This is a genomic window from Ensifer sp. D2-11 (assembly GCF_054161295.1).
The window spans coordinates 422,501-440,298 of record NZ_CP096433.1; the positions used below are offsets into that span (position 1 = coordinate 422,501).

Annotated in this window: 15 protein-coding genes, 1 tRNA gene and 2 rRNA genes (1 of these 18 cut by a window edge); 6 read left to right on the plus strand and 12 right to left on the minus strand. The window is 59.8% G+C overall.

Annotation, left to right across the window (positions count from 1 at the left end):
* The 3 genes from M1D34_RS01970 to M1D34_RS01980 form a co-directional block, all read left to right on the plus strand.
* Positions 1 to 2,496, plus strand: a 23S ribosomal RNA gene (locus M1D34_RS01970); it begins 310 nt to the left of the window's first position.
* Between the two features lie 222 nt (positions 2,497 to 2,718).
* A 5S ribosomal RNA gene (gene rrf / locus M1D34_RS01975) occupies positions 2,719 to 2,833 on the plus strand.
* Between the two features lie 138 nt (positions 2,834 to 2,971).
* A tRNA-Met gene (locus M1D34_RS01980) sits at positions 2,972 to 3,048 on the plus strand.
* 206 nt (positions 3,049 to 3,254) lie between these two features.
* On the opposite strand, the gene M1D34_RS01985 is transcribed toward M1D34_RS01980, so the two are convergent.
* The 6 genes from M1D34_RS01985 to M1D34_RS02010 all read right to left on the minus strand — a co-directional run bounded on the left by M1D34_RS01985 (position 3,255) and on the right by M1D34_RS02010 (position 8,019).
* The gene (locus M1D34_RS01985; protein ID WP_498779751.1) at positions 3,255 to 3,560 is read right to left on the minus strand and encodes a hypothetical protein; all 306 of its coding nucleotides are present in this window, start codon (positions 3,558 to 3,560) and stop codon (positions 3,255 to 3,257) included.
* On the minus strand, positions 3,560 to 5,125 hold the full coding sequence (gene tnpC / locus M1D34_RS01990; protein WP_498780409.1) for an IS66 family transposase: 1,566 nt from the start codon (positions 5,123 to 5,125) through the stop codon (positions 3,560 to 3,562). Before tnpC ends, M1D34_RS01985 begins: the two co-directional genes overlap by 1 nt.
* A gap of 72 nt (positions 5,126 to 5,197) precedes the next feature.
* Positions 5,198 to 5,545, minus strand: coding sequence for an IS66 family insertion sequence element accessory protein TnpB (gene tnpB, locus M1D34_RS01995; RefSeq protein ID WP_018240454.1), 348 nt, complete (start codon positions 5,543 to 5,545; stop codon positions 5,198 to 5,200).
* Positions 5,542 to 5,904, minus strand: a complete 363-nt coding sequence (locus tag M1D34_RS02000) for a transposase (RefSeq protein ID WP_498779747.1) — start codon at positions 5,902 to 5,904, stop codon at positions 5,542 to 5,544. Before M1D34_RS02000 ends, tnpB begins: the two co-directional genes overlap by 4 nt.
* Positions 5,905 to 5,994: 90 nt before the next feature.
* Complete coding sequence (locus tag M1D34_RS02005; RefSeq protein ID WP_498780411.1) at positions 5,995 to 6,921, minus strand: MBL fold metallo-hydrolase; 927 nt, start codon at positions 6,919 to 6,921, stop codon at positions 5,995 to 5,997.
* Between the two features lie 151 nt (positions 6,922 to 7,072).
* A protein-coding gene (locus M1D34_RS02010) for an IS630-like element ISRm2011-2 family transposase (RefSeq protein WP_011970797.1) occupies positions 7,073 to 8,019 on the minus strand; the annotation gives its coding sequence in 2 pieces (ribosomal slippage) (positions 7,073 to 7,680 and positions 7,680 to 8,019; 948 coding nt in all).
* A 102-nt stretch (positions 8,020 to 8,121) separates the two neighbouring features.
* On the opposite strand from M1D34_RS02010, the gene M1D34_RS02015 reads away from it, so the two are divergent.
* Both M1D34_RS02015 and M1D34_RS02020 read left to right on the plus strand, forming a co-directional pair.
* Positions 8,122 to 9,096, plus strand: coding sequence for a LysR family transcriptional regulator (locus tag M1D34_RS02015; RefSeq protein ID WP_498780413.1), 975 nt, complete (start codon positions 8,122 to 8,124; stop codon positions 9,094 to 9,096).
* 177 nt (positions 9,097 to 9,273) lie between these two features.
* Positions 9,274 to 10,794 (plus strand): FAD-dependent oxidoreductase, encoded by a 1,521-nt coding sequence (locus M1D34_RS02020; RefSeq protein WP_498780415.1) that lies wholly within the window; start codon positions 9,274 to 9,276, stop codon positions 10,792 to 10,794.
* A 56-nt stretch (positions 10,795 to 10,850) separates the two neighbouring features.
* On the opposite strand, the gene M1D34_RS02025 is transcribed toward M1D34_RS02020, so the two are convergent.
* Together M1D34_RS02025 and M1D34_RS02030 are read right to left on the minus strand one after the other, a co-directional pair.
* A complete protein-coding gene (locus M1D34_RS02025) occupies positions 10,851 to 11,576 on the minus strand; it encodes an aspartate/glutamate racemase family protein (RefSeq protein ID WP_027993364.1) in 726 nt (241 codons plus the stop codon).
* Between the two features lie 31 nt (positions 11,577 to 11,607).
* Complete coding sequence (locus tag M1D34_RS02030; RefSeq protein WP_004434214.1) at positions 11,608 to 12,234, minus strand: flavin reductase family protein; 627 nt, start codon at positions 12,232 to 12,234, stop codon at positions 11,608 to 11,610.
* A gap of 134 nt (positions 12,235 to 12,368) precedes the next feature.
* On the opposite strand from M1D34_RS02030, the gene M1D34_RS02035 reads away from it, so the two are divergent.
* Positions 12,369 to 13,046 carry a GntR family transcriptional regulator gene (locus M1D34_RS02035; RefSeq protein ID WP_004434209.1) on the plus strand — a complete coding sequence of 226 codons (678 nt, stop codon included), beginning with the start codon at positions 12,369 to 12,371 and terminating at the stop codon, positions 13,044 to 13,046.
* An 80-nt stretch (positions 13,047 to 13,126) separates the two neighbouring features.
* On the opposite strand, the gene M1D34_RS02040 is transcribed toward M1D34_RS02035, so the two are convergent.
* Genes M1D34_RS02040 through M1D34_RS02055 form a run of 4 tightly spaced genes read right to left on the minus strand, consistent with a single transcriptional unit; the run spans position 13,127 to position 17,793 of the window.
* Positions 13,127 to 14,131, minus strand: a complete 1,005-nt coding sequence (locus M1D34_RS02040) for an ABC transporter ATP-binding protein (protein WP_498780419.1) — start codon at positions 14,129 to 14,131, stop codon at positions 13,127 to 13,129.
* Entirely contained in the window at positions 14,128 to 15,111 is a 984-nt protein-coding gene (locus M1D34_RS02045; RefSeq protein WP_027993365.1) for an ABC transporter ATP-binding protein, read from the minus strand. Before M1D34_RS02045 ends, M1D34_RS02040 begins: the two co-directional genes overlap by 4 nt.
* Positions 15,104 to 16,597 (minus strand): amidohydrolase family protein, encoded by a 1,494-nt coding sequence (locus M1D34_RS02050; protein ID WP_498780421.1) that lies wholly within the window; start codon positions 16,595 to 16,597, stop codon positions 15,104 to 15,106. Before M1D34_RS02050 ends, M1D34_RS02045 begins: the two co-directional genes overlap by 8 nt.
* Positions 16,597 to 17,793 carry an amidohydrolase family protein gene (locus tag M1D34_RS02055; protein WP_498780422.1) on the minus strand — a complete coding sequence of 399 codons (1,197 nt, stop codon included), beginning with the start codon at positions 17,791 to 17,793 and terminating at the stop codon, positions 16,597 to 16,599. Before M1D34_RS02055 ends, M1D34_RS02050 begins: the two co-directional genes overlap by 1 nt.
* Positions 17,794 to 17,798 lie beyond the last annotated feature (5 nt).

The window sequence follows — 17,798 nt, forward strand, 5'->3', positions numbered from 1 at the left end:
GGACCAGGCCAGTGGCAATGAGGAATAAAGTGGAACGATCTGGAAAGTTCGGCCGTAGCGGGTGACAGCCCCGTACACGTAGAACACTCATTGTCCTTGAGTAAGGCGGGACACGTGAAATCCTGTCTGAACATGGGGAGACCACTCTCCAAGCCTAAGTACTCGTGCATGACCGATAGCGAACAAGTACCGTGAGGGAAAGGTGAAAAGCACCCCGACAAGGGGAGTGAAATAGAACCTGAAACCGGATGCCTACAAACAGTCGGAGCCCGCAAGGGTGACGGCGTACCTTTTGTATAATGGGTCAACGACTTAGTGTGGCATGCAAGCTTAAGCCGGTAGGTGGAGGCGTAGCGAAAGCGAGTCTGAACAGGGCGCTTTAGTATGTCGCATTAGACCCGAAACCGAGTGATCTAGCCATGAGCAGGTTGAAGGTTGGGTAACACCAACTGGAGGACCGAACCCGCATCTGTTGCAATAGATTGGGATGACTTGTGGCTAGGGGTGAAAGGCCAATCAAACTCGGAAATAGCTGGTTCTCCGCGAAAACTATTTAGGTAGTGCGTCGACCGAATACCCTCGGGGGTAGAGCACTGGATGGGCTATGGGGACTCACCGTCTTACTGATCCTAACCAAACTCCGAATACCGAGGAGTACTAGTCGGCAGACACACGGCGGGTGCTAACGTCCGTCGTGAAAAGGGCAACAACCCTGACCTCCAGCTAAGGTCCCCAAGTCATGGCTAAGTGGGAAAGGATGTGAGGATCCCAAAACAACCAGGATGTTGGCTTAGAAGCAGCCATCATTTAAAGAAAGCGTAACAGCTCACTGGTCTAAATAAGGGTCTTTGCGCCGAAAATGTAACGGGGCTGAAGCCATGCACCGAAGCTGAGGCTTACGATCTTCCTCGGAAGACGTAGGGGTAGCGGAGCGTTCCGTAAGCCAGTGAAGGGATACCCGTGAGGGGTCCTGGAGGTATCGGAAGTGCGAATGTTGACATGAGTAACGATAAAGAGGGTGAGAGACCCTCTCGCCGAAAGACCAAGGGTTCCTGCTTAAAGTTAATCTGAGCAGGGTTAGCCGGCCCCTAAGACGAGGCGGACACGCGTAGTCGATGGGAACCACGTTAATATTCGTGGGCCTGGTGGTAGTGACGGATTGCTCAACTTGTCCGGACTTATTGGATTGTCCGGGCGGGGACGCGGTTCCAGGAAATAGCTCCACCGTATAGACCGTACCCGAAACCGACACAGGTGGTCAGGTAGAGTATACCAAGGCGCTTGAGAGAACTATGTTGAAGGAACTCGGCAAATTGCACGCGTAACTTCGGAAGAAGCGTGACCCTTTTCTACGCAAGTAGGATGGGGTGGCACAGACCAGGGGGTAGCGACTGTTTATCAAAAACACAGGGCTCTGCGAAGTCGCAAGACGACGTATAGGGTCTGACGCCTGCCCGGTGCTGGAAGGTTAAGAGGAGGGGTGCAAGCTCTGAATCGAAGCCCCAGTAAACGGCGGCCGTAACTATAACGGTCCTAAGGTAGCGAAATTCCTTGTCGGGTAAGTTCCGACCTGCACGAATGGCGTAACGACTTCCCCGCTGTCTCCAACATAGACTCAGTGAAATTGAATTCCCCGTGAAGATGCGGGGTTCCTGCGGTCAGACGGAAAGACCCCGTGCACCTTTACTATAGCTTTACACTGGCATTCGTGTCGGCATGTGTAGGATAGGTGGTAGGCTTTGAAGCGGGGACGCCAGTTCTCGTGGAGCCATCCTTGAAATACCACCCTTATCGTCATGGATGTCTAACCGCGGTCCGTCATCCGGATCCGGGACAGTGTATGGTGGGTAGTTTGACTGGGGCGGTCGCCTCCGAAAGAGTAACGGAGGCGCGCGATGGTGGGCTCAGAGCGGTCGGAAATCGCTCGTCGAGTGCAATGGCATAAGCCCGCCTGACTGCGAGACTGACAAGTCGAGCAGAGACGAAAGTCGGTCATAGTGATCCGGTGGTCCCGCGTGGAAGGGCCATCGCTCAACGGATAAAAGGTACGCCGGGGATAACAGGCTGATGACCCCCAAGAGTCCATATCGACGGGGTTGTTTGGCACCTCGATGTCGGCTCATCGCATCCTGGGGCTGGAGCAGGTCCCAAGGGTTTGGCTGTTCGCCAATTAAAGCGGTACGTGAGCTGGGTTCAGAACGTCGTGAGACAGTTCGGTCCCTATCTGCCGTGGGTGTAGGAATATTGACAGGATCTGTCCCTAGTACGAGAGGACCGGGATGGACATATCTCTGGTGGACCTGTTGTCCTGCCAAGGGCATAGCAGGGTAGCTATATATGGAAGGGATAACCGCTGAAGGCATCTAAGCGGGAAACCCACCTGAAAACGAGTATTCCCTTGAGAACCGTGGAAGACGACCACGTTGATAGGCCGGGTGTGGAAGTGCGGCAACGCATGAAGCTTACCGGTACTAATCGTTCGATTGGCTTGATCGTTCCCATTGCTTATGCTCATCGAAGATGAGCATCGCAACTTTCTTTGTCCTCACGCGCGTAGCGCTGCGGACGGCGCGCGCCACAAGGCGCGACGCGCTCTGCGCTTGCGGCCTCACGGCCGCGGCGACAGACAGAAGACGTGTTCAAAACGAAGCAATCGCTTCACCAGCTTCTCAAATCGGTTCGAGCCTGCAGCGCAGGCTCAATCTTGCGCTTTGCCGACCTGGTGGTTCTGGCGGGGTGGCTGCACCCGTTCCCATTCCGAACACGGCCGTGAAACGCCCCAGCGCCGATGGTACTTCGTCTTAAGACGCGGGAGAGTAGGTCGCTGCCAGGTCTGCAAAACGCAGGATAAACAAACCGATCATCTTCTCTCACAAGCCGGACAAACTCGGCGAGATTTTGCTTCGCAAAACTCGGCGAGATCTTGGCTCGCAAAACTCGGGCGAGGTTTTGCTTCGCAAAACTCGGATAACGCGGGGTGGAGCAGCCCGGTAGCTCGTCAGGCTCATAACCTGAAGGCCGCAGGTTCAAATCCTGCCCCCGCAACCAAACACACACATACACATACACACCAAAAGGCCCGCAGCAGCGGGCCTTTTGGTGTTTGAGGGCTACCCAGCGCCGATAGGGCGGCCGGCCCCGGTACTCACTGGATTAGAACTGCCAACCGGCGGGAACCCAGGCATAGCCGGCGTCCGTCTTGAGCATTCGTGAGCGTCCGGCGAAGGCATTTTCGCTTGGTCGAGAGGCCGATATTATAGGCCGCGTTTCATCTCGTCGGCCATAACGCGTTCGACCACATCCGGATCGCATTGTTCATCGACGAGAAACTGGCGGATTCCACCATCCCATGTCCGTATGTCGGCGAGGAGATTTTGGAGTTCGTCCACGCCGTTCTCGGTCAGACCCTTTGTGCCGTATTCGGTGCCGTCGCGGACATAAAGCAATTCGCCCTCGCTGATATTATCCGAGTTGGCGGTCACCTCTTCGATCAACTCGAGGTTCTCGCCGATCATCTCAGCGACCTCTTTGAGGGTATAGATGATCCTTGAGCGTGCCATCACGCAGCCTCGCACCGGTCTTTTGCCGGAGTCCACTGCCACGGGAGCAGTTCCTCAAGTCGATCCTTCGGATGGCTCTGGATCCTGGTCAGGACGTCTGCCAGATAGGCCTCTGGATTGTGGCCATGGAGTTTAGCTGTCTCGATGATAGTCAGGATATTGGCCATGCGCTCGCCGCCCTTGTCTGACCCGGCAAAGAGCCAATTTTTTCTTCCAATTCCGAGTGGCCTCATGGCGCGCTCAGCTATGTTGTTATCGATTTCGACACGGCCATCGTCAATGTAGACGCTCAAAGCTGCCCATCGCGAGAGAGCGTATCGCATCGCTTCTGCAAGCTTCTGTTTCTGCGGCAGCGTCGAAAGCGTCGTTTCAATCCAGGCCTTAAGGTCCGCCAGGATGGGTCTGGCGTGTTGCTGGCGCAGTGTTCGCCTCTCGTCAGCCGACATGCCGCGGATACGATCCTCGATATCGTAGAGTGCACCGATGCGCGACAGAGCCTCGTCGGCGATCGGAGATGGCTTGAGCTTGATCACATCATGGAACTTGCGGCGCACATGCGCCATGCAGGCAGCTTCGATGATCTGGTTGCCGTAAAGCTTGCTATAGCCAGCATACCCATCCGCATGCATTACGCCGCTGAAGTGAGCGAGGTGTTCAGCCGGATGCACGCCCTTTCGGTCGGGGCTATAGTAATAGGCGATCGCTCCGGGCGTGGGATCCTGGTAGCCGCTGCCATCGAAGACATAGACCCAGACCCTGCCGGTTTTCGTCTTTCCTCGTCCAGGGTCGAGAACATCGACCGGGGTATCGTCCGTGTGTATTCGGTCGACCGCGGCGATATGGGCTCTGATCAGCAAGATGAGGGGCGAAAGCAGAACGGACACACGGCCAACCCAGTCCGCCATGACAGACCGGGAGATGTCTATTCCCAGGCGGTCGTACATCTCGGAGAGACGGTAGAGCGGGATGTGATCGTCGAACTTGGCGACCATGATATGCGCGAGCAACCCCGGACCGGGCTTGCCTCGCCCGATCGGCAAGGTCGGCATTTCGCCAGACACCGTCGTATCGCAGTCCTTACAGACCATGCGCTTCTCGATATGCCGGACGATCTTCACAGAAGCCGGCACATGCTCCAACACCTGGACCACCTTGTCGGCCGCCTTCAGGAAGGACATGCCACCACAAGTCGGGCAACTGCAGGGCGCTATGTACACCCGCTCTTCAGTTGGAAGGCCATCCGGCAGAGGTCTGCGTTTCGGCTTGTCGGGGGTATCATCCAGATCTGGCAGCAGGCCTTTTCCGGAACGAGCATCAGCTTCGGCGCGAGAGGCTTCGATCTCCTCGAGCATCAGTTCGAATTGCTCAATCTTCCGATCGATCTTTTCCGAAGAAGCGCCGTGCTGCCGATGTCGGAGCAGTTCCAGCTGCGCGCGCAGAAGACCGATGATCGAGTCGCGTTTGATGACTTCGGCTTCTTGCGCGCTGAGTTTCGCCGCCTGTTCAGCGACGAGCGCGCGCAATGCCAATAGCTCGTCATGACTGTCCAGCGGCGGTGCTTTCATGCCCAAAAACATAGCCGATTTGCAGCGAAAGCACTAGCGTTTTGCCCAGGATGTCCCTGTAAAATATAGCTTTTATCCCGTGCGGCCAGGGGCGGAAGTCCACGCTGGTCGGCGCCAGTCAATCCCTTCAACAAGCATCGACAACTGAGCCTGCGTCAGATGCGCAACACCATCTTTCGCCGTCGGCCAAGGAAAGTATCCGCGCTCGAGAATCTTGTAGAATAGGCAGAACCCTTGGCCGTCCCACCATAGAAGCTTGATCCGGTCGGCGCGCTTTCCACGGAACCCGAAGATCGCTCCGGACCCCGGCGCTTCCTTGATCACCGCCTCGACCATTGCAGACAGACCATCGATACCGCGCCGCATATCGGTCACCCCGCAAGCCAAGTAGACCCGCACATTTCCTGTCGGCCCGATCATGCAGCCTCAACACACGCGATCAACGATGACAGCGTCTTGCGTTCAATGTCCGCCGGAACTTTCAAACTGCGACCATTTCGTAGCTGGATCTTGATAAGCACCGGCGCCCCGCCGGCTGCCGGCATCTGCCCGAGGCTTATTTCGTTGACCAGGTGGACCGGAAGGAACGATGCTGACACATCGAAGTGGCTAAGCGTTTTCCGCCATAAACGGATCTGCGCAGGATAAATGTCATGGTGACGAGCGACATCACCAATGCGAACGCCCGGTTGATCGGCTTCAGCCAATATCGCCAGCTTCGCTTCCTTCGACCACCGCCGCCTACGCTCAACGCCGGAAATGATCTCCATGCGAGCCATGCCAACCTCCCAGATCTGATATTAGTGTCAGCACTAATGCTGGTTCTAATGCCAGAACATCGCCTAACTGGCTCGTTCAGCAAAATCCGCTCACCGGACGCTCACGAGCATTCGGCCAAGGCCCGGGAACGGATAGTGGAAGCCGAGGACGAGGAGCCGGTCTGCCGCCGCCCTGTCGAAGATGCGGCGGCGGGATGCGAGTGCGGTGTCCTTGTCGCGATCTGGCCCGGGCAACCAGGGCCGGTCGACATTGACGATCGGGTGGTAGGCGAGATCGGCCGTCAGCAGGAGCTGATCGTTCCCGGATTGAACAAGGAAGTTCGCCATGCCGGGGGTGTGGCCGAATGCTGGAAGCGTGGTCAGCCCAGTGACGATCTCCGCGCCGGCTTCGTACAACTCAATCCCGTTGGTGACGGGTTCAACGCTCCGCTTGATAGCCGCTGCGAAATTGCGGCGGAAATCCTCGGGCACCGGCATGTAGGAAAGGTCCGGAACGTTGCGGACGAAGAAGTCCCAATCGGCACGAGGCGCAAAGACGGCCGCGCGCGGAAATGCCTTGCCGCCCTCCGCTGTTCGAAGGTTGCCGACATGATCCGGGTGCGTGTGCGAGACCACCACGACGTCTATGTCCTCGGGCCGTAAACCAATGGCGGCCAGGTTCTCGAAGATGCGACCGCCTTGCGGACCCATGGTCTGCCCGGCTCCGGCTTCGAGAAGGACCCGCTTGCCATTCGTCTCGATAAGAAGCGTGTTGAGATTCAGCGTCAGCCGGTCGGTCGGCAGGAAGGCGCGCCTCAGTACGTCCTGCAACTCTGCCTCCGGCGCATTGCTGGCGTATATTCGCGGAGGGCCGCCGAGCAGCCCGTCGCTCAGCACGGTCGCCGAGATGTCGCCGACGCGAAAGCGGTAATAGCCGGCATTTCCACCTTGAGCTGGAAGCGACGCGGGGGGAGCCTGCGCAGAGGCCATGCCGGCCGGCAAGATCATTCCCGTGACGGCCGACGCGGCTGTCAGCATGATCTTCCTACGATTCAGAGTAATTTCACTCATACCTTTGATCCCGTCAAAATAGCTGATTGAGGTGCCGCATCTGATTTCGGCGTCGGCGGTAACGGCCGCGGCTATCCCTGGAGCCGTCTGTCGACTTGTTCTCTAGAGCGGTATGTATTTAAGCCCGTTCATATCCCGCCTCTTTGAAGTAGGCTGCGCATTCCTGTGGGGTGACGGCTTGGAGAATGTGGCGCAGTTCGTCATGGATTGCATCGCGTGATCTGGCCTGTGCCTCACGCAACCAGTGCTTGATTTTGGCGAAGAGCTTTTCGATCGGATTGAGATCGGGGGAATATTTCGGCAGAAAGAACAGGCGGGCGCCGGCCTTACGGATGGCGGCGCGGATCTCCTGACCCTTATGGGAGCCGAGATTGTCCAGGATGACGATGTCGCCGGCTTTGAGTTCCGGCACCAGAACTTGCTGGACATAGATGCGGAAGCGTTCGCCATTGATCGGGCCATCGAGGATAAAGGGAGCGCTGACGCGGTCGGCCCTGAGTGCGGCGACAAAGGTCATGGTGTTCCAATGGCCGAAGGGGGCGTAGCCCACCAGTCGTTCGCCGCGAGGCGCCCAGCCCCGCAGCGGCGCCATGTTCGTCTTCGTCCAGGTCTCATCGATGAAAACGAGGCGGGCGGGATCAATTCCGGGGCAGTGCTTCAGCCATCGTGCCCGGTGGCGGGCGACGTCGGGCCGCTCCCGTTCGCTGGCGACCAGCGTCTTTTTTTATAACTCAACCCCTCTTCGTGCACGAAGGTCCAGACGGCGCGATAATCCACCTTCAGGCCGCGCTCGCTCAACTCGGCGACAAGTCCGTGCAGCGTGAAGTCGCGCTCGCGGCAGCGGCAAAGCAGCCAAGCCCGGTGCGGACCGGAAAGCTTGCGGGGCTTGTGCCCACCCATCTGGCCGGGTGCGGCGCTGCCCGTCTCGCGAAACCGCCGCACCCAATCGATCGCGGTGCTGATGCCGATGCCGAAGCGCTTGGCCGCTGCCCGGCACGATAGGCCCTCGCCCGTCACCGCATCGACAACGCGTTCCCGAAGATCATTCGAAAAAGGTCTCGCCATAAAGGCCGGCCTCCTTCACCGGCCTGAATGGTGAATCTGATTTGCGCAGAAAAAGGAATCCCCTTTCCGATTCCGCCTAAATGCATCCCGCTCTAGCTAGGGATGACACAGGTCGGGCGTGCGGATAAGCTAATCAAAACCGATCAGCTTATTAAGCAGGGCTTTGCAATGCGACCACTACGGCTTGACAGCTTGGAGATCTTCGAGGACGTCGTGCGCTGTGGTGGCTTTAGAGCCGCCGCGCTTGGCAGGGGTGTTTCGTCGTCCGCCATCAGTCAATCGATCAGCGTGCTCGAAGAAGCGCTGGGGATACGGCTGCTGAACCGAACGACACGTAGCGTCGCGCCTACTGAAGCGGGCGAGCAGCTTCTCGAGCGGTTAAGGCCCGCTCTTTACGAAATCAGAACAGCGGTCGACGATCTCAATCAGCTTCGCGAGCGTCCATCCGGCACCGTGCGGATCAACGCACCGGGGCCGGCCGCCGACCACGTTCTGTGCCCTCTGACCTTTGAGTTCATGAAAGTTTATCCCGACGTCAATGTCGAGATCGTCAGCGATGCTGCGATCATCGATATCGTGGAACAAGGTTTCGACGCTGGGGTGCGCTTCGGGAACCAGCTCGCCCGGGACATGATCGCCATGCCCCTCGGCCCGGCCTTGCGATATGCGATCGTGGCCTCGCCTGATTATCTTCGCAAGCGCGGTCGACCCCACTCACCGCGCGATCTCCTACAGCACGACTGTATTCGTCGCCGCTTCCCCGGCGGAACCATGGTGACGTGGAAATTTGCGCGTGACGGCGACGAAGTGGAAATCACCCCGAAAGGTCGGTTGACATTGAGCTCGGCGCATCAAGAGCTCCAGGCCGCGCTTGCGGGATCGGGAATCGCTCACCTGTTCGAGGATTATGTCCGCGATGATGTCGAACAAGGCAGGCTTGTCGAGTTGCTCTGCGACTGGAAGCAGAAACTGCCGAGTTGGTATCTGTATTATCCGAGCCGGCGACATACGAGCGCGGCCATGCGGGCTTTCCTCGAGTACATCCGCAATCAGCGACAGCACCCCGATCTTCGATGATCGCAAGTAAAGATGAAGGCAGGCTCGGCAACCAAACCGATTCATAGGTCGGCAAAAGCGGGCCTATCGTCGTGTGGCCCAGTGGGCAGCCGCAGCCTCCGCGGGGCCCGGCGGCAAGGTCCGGGGGAACTTTGTGTTTCCGTTGTTCTTTATTGAGTGCCGTTGGAGATAACCTCGATGAACGCGCACGATGAAAGAACCGTTTCCCTATGGGCCGCGATCAAGGTCGCGCCTGATGCCGCCCCGCTCCGGCAAGATGATCACGCCGACGTTGTTGTCGTCGGTTCCGGTATTGCCGGCCTTTCGGTGGCCTATGAGCTCGCCCTTGCGGGGCTGAAAGTGGCCGTCATCGACCGCGGCCGGATCGGTGGCGGTATGACCGCTCGCACGACCGCGCACCTGACTTCCATATGTGACGACTATTTTTCCAAACTCATCGACCTGCGGGGGCGGGAGGTGGCTCGCCTTTTCCATGAAAGCCAATCTGCCGCAATTGACCGCATCGAAGCGATCCAGGAGACAGAAGCTGTCGCATGCGACTTCCGGCGCGTGGACGGGTTCCTGTTTCCGTCAACCGGAGATCAGGAGGCGACCCTCGACCGCGAACTCGATGCGGCGCGGCAGATCGGTGTCGACGCCGAAAGGATCACCGGCGTGCCGTTTGCGGGGTTTTCCGCTACACCCGCGCTCCGCTATTCCCGTCAGGCGACATTTCACCCCCTCAAGTATCTGCGCGGACTGGCCGCTGGGATACGCGCACGCGGCGGCATGCTTTATAGCGAGACGGTGGTCGAAGAGGTTGAGGAAACCAAAGACGGTGTCCGCGTTGCTACGGACGCCGGCTTCGAGGTTGCCGCAAAGTGGGCCGTCGTGGCGACCAATTCACCGATCAACGACCGTGTCGCTCTCCATACCAAGCAGGCGCCCTATCGAACCTATGCGATGTCCTTCGAAATCGGCCGCGGGCTGATCCCGGACGGGCTTTATTGGGATACCGAAGATCCATACCATTACGTGCGCCTGCAGCGCGGCGACAACGAAACGGATTTTCTCGTGGTCGGTGGCGAAGACCACAAGACGGGCGCGGCCGACGACGGGGAAGAGCGCTTCGCAGCCCTGGCAGACTGGACGAAGCGCTTGGTTCCGAATCTTGGCGTCGTGAGCCATCGATGGTCCGGCCAGGTGATGGAGACCATCGACTATGCGGGCTTCATCGGCCGCAATCCGGGTAACGAGCGGGTCTTCGTGGTTACCGGAGATTCCGGCGAGGGAATGACCCATGGCGTTGCAGCCTCGCTGTTGATCCGTGCCCTCGTTCTCGACGGCGACAGCGGGTGGCGGGGGCTTTACGAGCCATCGCGGAAGACCCTAAGGGCGATTGGCGACTACCTGTCGGAGAATTCGACGGCAATCAAGAACTTCTCCGAATATGTCGCGCCGGGCGAAATCGAATCCATCGACGCATTGCGGCCGGGGGAAGGGGCCATTGTCCGCGAAGGCTTGACCAAGGTTGCCGCCTTCCGAGATGAAGATGGCACGCTTTACCGGCGCTCAGCGTCATGCACGCATGTGGGCTGCCACGTGCACTGGAATTCCCTCGAGCGCTGCTGGGACTGCCCCTGCCACGGCTCCCACTTCGCCGTTGACGGCACCGTTCTGAATGGACCGGCTGTGTCGCCGTTGGCCGATCCCGGCTAAGCAAGCCAAGGCGAACGTCAATCACCTCAAAATAGTGTCAGCAATGGTGCTGTTCTCTAAGCACAAGCCTTGTGACCGGCCGCGGCTTTGATCCGCGGATAGGCGTAAGTGTTGACCTTGGAGGTCGCGTATCCTGCGCCAAGCAGCGCTTCGGCCATCTTTACAGCAGCAGTCACGCCATCGATCACCGGCACTCCTGTCGCCTTCTGGAGGCGGTCACATAAGGATGACATTCCCGCGCAGCCAAGGACGATCGCTTCGGCACCATCCTCGGCCTTGGCAATCTCGATTTCCTTGAGCAACAGCCGCTCGGCTCTTTGCGGATCTTCCTCGAGGGCGAGGACCGGAAGATCGATAGCACGTACTTTCCGGCAATGACGCTCGGCGCCGTAATCGCTTACCAGATCCTCGATGATCGGAACCGAGCGCGGAAGCGTCGTTATGACGGAGAAGCGACGGCTGATCGTCATGGCCACCTGTACCGCAGCCTGGCAAATGCCGATCACGGGGCCTTTGGCGACTTCGCGGGCCGCGTGCAGTCCCGGGTCGTCGAAACAGGCTATGACATAGGCGTCGACGCCCTGCGCCTCGCCCTGACGGATCTCCGCCAGCATTCCCGGAACTGACATGGCTTCGTCTGCACCACCTTCGATACTGGCCGGCGTATCGGTCGGATTGGAGGCGGAGACGTGAGTGTGGGCATGTTTGACCAGCAAGGCGCTTTCGAGTGCTTGCGCAGTCATGGAGGCTGTGGAATTGGGATTGATGAGATGAATATGCATGATGAAATTCTCGGTTGCCTCCCGTTGATGCCTATTTCGTCGGCTTGACGAAGTCGGCGATCGGCGGGGCCTTCAAAACGAACTGGCGGTCTGACGTGATGTAATTGTCGGCATGAAGCCGGGCGATGGGCTGGTAACGTTCCGGATCCACATAATGACCTTCGGCGTCAAGGCAATCGCGGCGCACATGCATGTGCACCACCTCGCCCAGCACCAGCGTGCGGCGCGGATAGTCGATCAGGCGCTCGACCCGGCATTCGAAGATGCACGGCGCCTCCTCGGCATAGGCAACATCGATCTTGCGGCACCGGGCGGCTTTCAATCCGGCCATTTCCAGCTCGTCGACCTCGCTGTCGAAGCCAAGGCCGCAGATCAACATCTGTTGAGACAACGCCATGTCGACCATGCTGATGGCAAATTCACCGGAACGGCGAATATTGACCATCGTGTCCTTTGGCTCGCCGGTCAAACGCGGCTGGATACCCAGGACGACGATGGCCGGATCATGTGAAAACACGTTGAAGAAACTCATCGGCGCAGCGTTGCTGTGCCCGCTCTCGGAGCGGGTCGTCACGAGCGCGATCGGGCGCGGGCCGATGAAATTCGTCAGCAGCCGATAGCGGCTTTGCGGCTCAATTTCTTCAAAGTCGAATTCCATCGCGGTTCCAAAATGTAGGTCTTATAATCTACAATAAGCTTTCATATTGTAGACAATATTGCAAGCCATTTGAATCCGCGAGTTGACTTTTTCACGCGCTTGGCGATTGTCTGTTTCAGCAAGGAGAACAGGGTATGCGCGAACAAGCCGCGATGTCGGTCGAGCAGATTGTCGAAAGGGTATGGCTTTCCATCGCTGAACGGCGATTGCGTCCTGGCGTGCAACTCAAAGAAGAACAGCTCGCCTCGATTTTTCACGTCAGTCGCGCACGTGTTCGTCAGGCGCTGACCGTTCTCGCACGCGACGGGCTCGTAACGATCATTCCCAATCGCGGTGCTTTTGTTTGCAAGCCATCCGTGGAAGAGGCTCGCGACGTGTTTTTCGTTCGCCAGGCGGTGGAGCGATGCGTCGTGGAGCGTCTCTGCAGTTCGATGTCGAAGGATGGCGTGAAGCGGCTCCGCGATCATGTCAAGAATGAGCGGATCGCCAATGCCGAGGACAGCACCACGGATATCATCAAGCTTTCCGGCGGCTTCCATCTTTTGCTGGCCGAACTGACCGGGTCGGATTTCCTGTTTACGACAATGCGCGACCTTATCGCCCGCAGTTCGCTGATTACGGCCGTTTACCGGAACACCACGCGCTTCAATTGCGGTCCGGACGAGCATGCCGACATCGTCAAGGCGATTGCGGCGAAAGAAGCCCAAAGAGCCGTACATCTCATGTCGCATCATCTGGAACATGTGGAGTCCGAGCTCGACTTGAGCGAGATACGCGACTTTTCGCACGATCTTCGCGCAGCACTGGCTTGAAACGGCGGAAAGCCCGCATCGTGATCTATTCCAAGATGTTGAGACGCGGGATGCGGGCGGAAAACCGCACATACTTTTCCTCATCCCGCTTCAGGTAAACGTTCCGCTATCACGTCCTCGGCCAGATGACAGGCTACCCGGGTACCGTTGCGCAACACCCGCACCTCAGGCACTTCCTTGGAGCAGCGCGCCGTGGCGACCGGGCAACGCGGGTGGAAGGCGCAGCCGGAAGGCGGCTTCAGCGGGCTCGGCACTTCGCCGCTGGCGGGCTCGCGGTTGCGGTTCGGTGCCTCGATGTTCGGAATCGTCTGCAGCAGGAGCCGCGTGTAGGGATGGCGCGGCTGCGCGAACAGCTCTTCCGTGTCGCCTTCCTCCACGATACGGCCCAGATACATCACCGCGATGCGGTCCGACATTTGACGAACGACGCTCAAGTCATGGCTGATGAAGAGATAGGTAAGCCCCAACTCGTCCTGCAGACGGCGCATCAGGTTCAGGACCTGCGCCTGCACCGACACGTCGAGCGCCGAGGTCGGCTCGTCGCAGACCAGAAATTCGGGCTCGCTCGCCAGCGCGCGGGCGATCGAGATACGCTGGCGCTGCCCGCCTGAAAATTCGTGCGGGAACTTCTCGCCATCGGATGGCGAGAGCCCGACAATGCCCAGAAGCTCTTCGACGCGCTCCGTCACCTCGGCCGCGGTCTTGCGCAGCTTCAGTTCGCGCAGCGGTTCGGCGATGATGTTCTTCACCCGCCAGCGCGGATTGAGCGAGGCGTAAGGGTCCTGAAAGATCATCTGCGCCGAGAGGGGCGCGCCGCTCTTGCCCGGCGCGAAGCGTATCCCGCCGCTCGTCGGACGATGCAGGCCGGTGACAAGGCGCGCAACGGTGGATTTTCCGCATCCGCTCTCGCCGACAATGCTGAGACAGCCGCCGGCGGGAACGGTGAAGCTGATATCGTTCACGGCCTGCAGATACTGCCGCGGCTTGCGCTCCACTACCCGGTTGAGCCAGGGAGCGGACACGTCGAAAGTCTTGACCAGCCGGTCGACGGTTAAAGCCGGGGTCTTTTGCAACGGTTTGGTCATGCGGTGCCTCCTGCGCTCAGCCAGCAGGCGCTTGCGCTCGGGCCGGCAAATATGAGTTCCGGGCGTTCGCGCCGGCAGCGCGGCCCCGCCATCTTGCAGCGCGGATTGAAGGCGCAGCCGTTGGGTATCGCGTCCAGACGCGGCATGGAGCCGTCGATCTGGTTGAGCCTCTCGACACGCGCGCCGAGCGACGGAATCGAACCCATCAGACCCTGCGTATAGGGATGGCGCGGCTGGTGCAGCACCTGTTCGACAGCCCCGATCTCGATCAGCCTTCCGGCATACATGACTGCGATGCGGTCGGCAGCTTCCGCGATCACGCCCATGTCGTGCGTGACGAGCATGACGGCGGTCTGCTTCTCCTTGCACAATTTGCGCAGGAGCGAGATGATCTGCGCCTGGATCGAGACGTCGAGCGCCGTCGTCGGTTCGTCGGCGATGACGAGTTTCGGCGACGCTGCAAGCGCCAGCGCGATCACGACACGCTGGCGCATGCCGCCCGAGAACTGATGCGGATATTGATTGACCCGCTCCTCCGGCGAAGGAATGCCGACATCACGCAGCAATTGCACGGCGCGGGCGCGGGCTTCGGCCTTGCCGAAACCGAGGTGCCGGCGAATGGTTTCGACGAGCTGTGCGCCAACCGAGAACAGCGGATTGAGCGAGGTAAGCGGATCCTGGAAAATCGCACCGATCTCGCGGCCGCGGATCTTTTCCATGGCGCGGTCATCGAGCGTATCGATGCGACGTTTGCCGAGCCAGACCTCGCCGCCGGCGATATGGCCCGGCGCTTCGAGCAGGCCCTGAATGGCGAGCCCGGTCATGGACTTGCCCGCGCCGGATTCGCCGACGACGCCGAGAATCTCACCCGGCCGGATCGACAGGCTGACATCCGACAGCGCGGTTACCGTGCCGCGACGGCTCGGAAAATCCACACGCAGGTTGCGAACTTCAATGACTGGTTCCTGGATGTCACCCATTTGCGTCCCCCTCTATCGGATAGCTGGGCGGGAAGATTGCGGCGACCGGAGGATTGTTCCAGCTCCGCTCGGGATATTTGGCGATCAGCCCGTCATATTGGGCCTGCGCCCGAATGCGCGCCTCTTGCATGTCGAAGCCGGCCAGCCGGCGATCCAGCATGGAGACGCGGCCATCGACGAAGACCGCATGCGTGATCTTGCCGGATCCCCCGGTGACGATCGTGGTGATCGGATCGATGGACGGAGCCATGACGGTGTCGTCGAGGCGGAAGACCGCGATGTCTGCACGGGCCCCCGGTGACAGATGGCCGAGATCGGAACGGCCCAGTGCCTTGGCGCCGCCGGTCGTCGCCGCATCGAACAGGTCGGCAGATCGCAGGCGGTCCGGTGCGCCGTCGGCGATGCGGCCCGTGATAAGACCCGCAAGCAGGTTCATCAGCATGTCGGCCGGCGTCGTATCCGTCCCCATGGCAATATTGATCCCGCGCCTGATGCAGGCGGAGAAGGAGTTGAGGATCGAGCCGCCACGACCCGAAACCAGCGGACAATGGACGATGGAAACGCCGTTCGCCGCGTAAAGACCGAGATCCTCTTCCGTGGCGTTGGTGGCATGCGGCGCGATGAGGCGGTCGCTCAACAGACCGTGCTTTGCAAGCCAGACCGGCGCGGTCGAGCCGTGCAGCATCCGCACCGTGTCCACCTCCATCGCGCCCTGTGCCATGTGCAGCCGGAATTTGCAGCCGAGATCGCGTGCGGCGGCATCGGTGCGCTGCAAAAGCCTGATCGTCGAGGTCTCGACACGGTCCGGCGCCAGCATGCCGCGCACCAGATCGCCATGGCTGCCATTCTGGCGCTCGATATAGGCAATGGCGTCGTTCAGACCCTGGAAGCCGCGTTCCTCATCGAAGACAGGCACCATCTTGCCCGGTGCTTCCAGCACCATGCCGCCCGAGCGGTAGGCGGGGCTGAGATAGACACGCAAACCCAGTTCGCCCGCGGCCTGTGCAGCGGCATCGAACTCGGCGACCGTTTCACCCCATTCACGGTAAAACAGCGACGCAATGGGAGCGGCAGTGGTGATACCGTTCAACAAAAGCTGGCCGAAAGCGAACCGCTTCTGAAAGGCCAGCTCCTCCTGCGTGTACATTTCATAAGGACCGGCTTCGACATAGGAGCGCGGCCAGACGCGGCCCTTTGCCCAACCGGGATGATTGTCGATGCCGAGGATGGTGGAATCGAGATCCGACAGTGCATCGAGATCGATCAGGCCGGGGCTGATCAAGGCATTGCCGAAATCGATTCGGCGGGCCACTTCCCCGGAGAAACGGTGCCCGACGAACAGAATCTCGCCGTTTTCGAAAACCACTTCGCCGTTGCGGAGAAGCCGATGGCTGCCGTCCTTATGTCCGACCACCCAGCTGGCGGTGATCAGTGTGCGCCCTTCCGGACGACGGCCGAGCGGAAGAGTATTGAAAGCTTCGCTCATTACGGCATCTCCACCACGGCGACGCCCTGACGGGCTGTGACGCGGCCGCCCTTGACGACCAGCGGACGCGGAGCGACATCCACCACCGCATGCGCCAGCGTTTCACCGGTCAGCAGGGTGAGATCGGCATTGCAGCCGACTTCGAGGCCGTAATTTTCCAGGCGCATGACATCCGCACCGCCCTGCGAGACGATGTGCAGCACATGTTCCAGATCGTGATCCGAGCGCACGCCGTTCTTCATGCCGATGATCTTGGCGCGGTCGAGCATATCCGGCTGACCCCACGGGCCCCAGGTGTCACGGATGCCGTCGCAGCCGCCGCCGATGCGCACGCCCGCTTCCTTCAGGCGCTTGATCGACGGCACCGTGGCCGAAGGCGCACCTGTCGTGAGGATGGCGACATCCAGAATGGCGAGCTGTTCGATCAGCTGGCCGACGCGCAGATAATCGTTCATGCCGAGCGCAAAGGCATGGCTGATCGCCACCTTGCCTTCCATGCCGTTGGAGCGGATGCGCTCGAAGATGAGCTCCATGGTGAAGGCGCCGAGATCGCCCGTCTCATGCAGGTGAATGTCGATCGGCACGCCATGCTTGGTGGCGAGCGCGAACAGAATGTCGAGCTGGCCCTTCGGATCGCGGTCGATGCCGCACGGATCGATGCCGCCCAGCACTTCGCAGCCCTGACGCAGCGCCTCGTCGAGCAATTCCTTCGTGCCGGGCATGACCATCAGGCCCGACTGCGGAAACGCGACGATTTCGATGTCGATGACGCCCCTGAGCTTTTCGCGCGTTTGCCAGACGCCCTCGACCAGCGACAGGCCGTGAACCGGGTCGATGTCGACATGGCTGCGGATATGCGTCGCGCCATGAGCCGCCAGACCGATCGCATGGCGCATCGACTGACGATGCGGATCGATGCCGATCTCGAGACGGTGCTCGCGTTCGAAATCGATGCGCTCGCGCAGGATCGCGGCGCGGTTGTTGACATGCCACGGCATGCCCCAGGTCGTCTTGTCGAGATGGGTATGCGCATCGATCAGGCCGGGGACGACGATAGCATTGCCGCCGTCTTCCACGGGCATGCCCGGCTCTGCTTCAAAACGCCCGAAACCGGCAATCTTTCCGTCCCTGATCAGGACATCGCAGGTTTCGCCGCCTGCCATGGGCCGGACGTTGCGGAGCAAAAGGTCGTTCATATGGC

Bases quoted from the DNA above. Each gene is read 5' to 3' on its own strand.
- M1D34_RS02005 (WP_498780411.1), bottom strand. From the start codon at position 6,921: ATGCTGACAGCCGCGTCGGCCGTCACGGGAATGATCTTGCCGGCCGGC.
- M1D34_RS02055 (WP_498780422.1), bottom strand. From the start codon at position 17,793: ATGAACGACCTTTTGCTCCGCAACGTCCGGCCCATGGCAGGCGGCGAA.
- M1D34_RS01985 (WP_498779751.1), bottom strand. From the start codon at position 3,560: ATGGCACGCTCAAGGATCATCTATACCCTCAAAGAGGTCGCTGAGATG.
- M1D34_RS02000 (WP_498779747.1), bottom strand. From the start codon at position 5,904: ATGGCTCGCATGGAGATCATTTCCGGCGTTGAGCGTAGGCGGCGGTGG.
- M1D34_RS02035 (WP_004434209.1), top strand. From the start codon at position 12,369: ATGCGCGAACAAGCCGCGATGTCGGTCGAGCAGATTGTCGAAAGGGTA.
- M1D34_RS02040 (WP_498780419.1), bottom strand. From the start codon at position 14,131: ATGACCAAACCGTTGCAAAAGACCCCGGCTTTAACCGTCGACCGGCTG.
- tnpC (WP_498780409.1), bottom strand. From the start codon at position 5,125: ATGAAAGCACCGCCGCTGGACAGTCATGACGAGCTATTGGCATTGCGC.
- M1D34_RS02025 (WP_027993364.1), bottom strand. From the start codon at position 11,576: ATGCATATTCATCTCATCAATCCCAATTCCACAGCCTCCATGACTGCG.
- M1D34_RS02045 (WP_027993365.1), bottom strand. From the start codon at position 15,111: ATGGGTGACATCCAGGAACCAGTCATTGAAGTTCGCAACCTGCGTGTG.
- M1D34_RS02050 (WP_498780421.1), bottom strand. From the start codon at position 16,597: ATGAGCGAAGCTTTCAATACTCTTCCGCTCGGCCGTCGTCCGGAAGGG.
- M1D34_RS02020 (WP_498780415.1), top strand. From the start codon at position 9,274: ATGAACGCGCACGATGAAAGAACCGTTTCCCTATGGGCCGCGATCAAG.
- M1D34_RS02015 (WP_498780413.1), top strand. From the start codon at position 8,122: ATGACACAGGTCGGGCGTGCGGATAAGCTAATCAAAACCGATCAGCTT.
- tnpB (WP_018240454.1), bottom strand. From the start codon at position 5,545: ATGATCGGGCCGACAGGAAATGTGCGGGTCTACTTGGCTTGCGGGGTG.
- M1D34_RS02030 (WP_004434214.1), bottom strand. From the start codon at position 12,234: ATGGAATTCGACTTTGAAGAAATTGAGCCGCAAAGCCGCTATCGGCTG.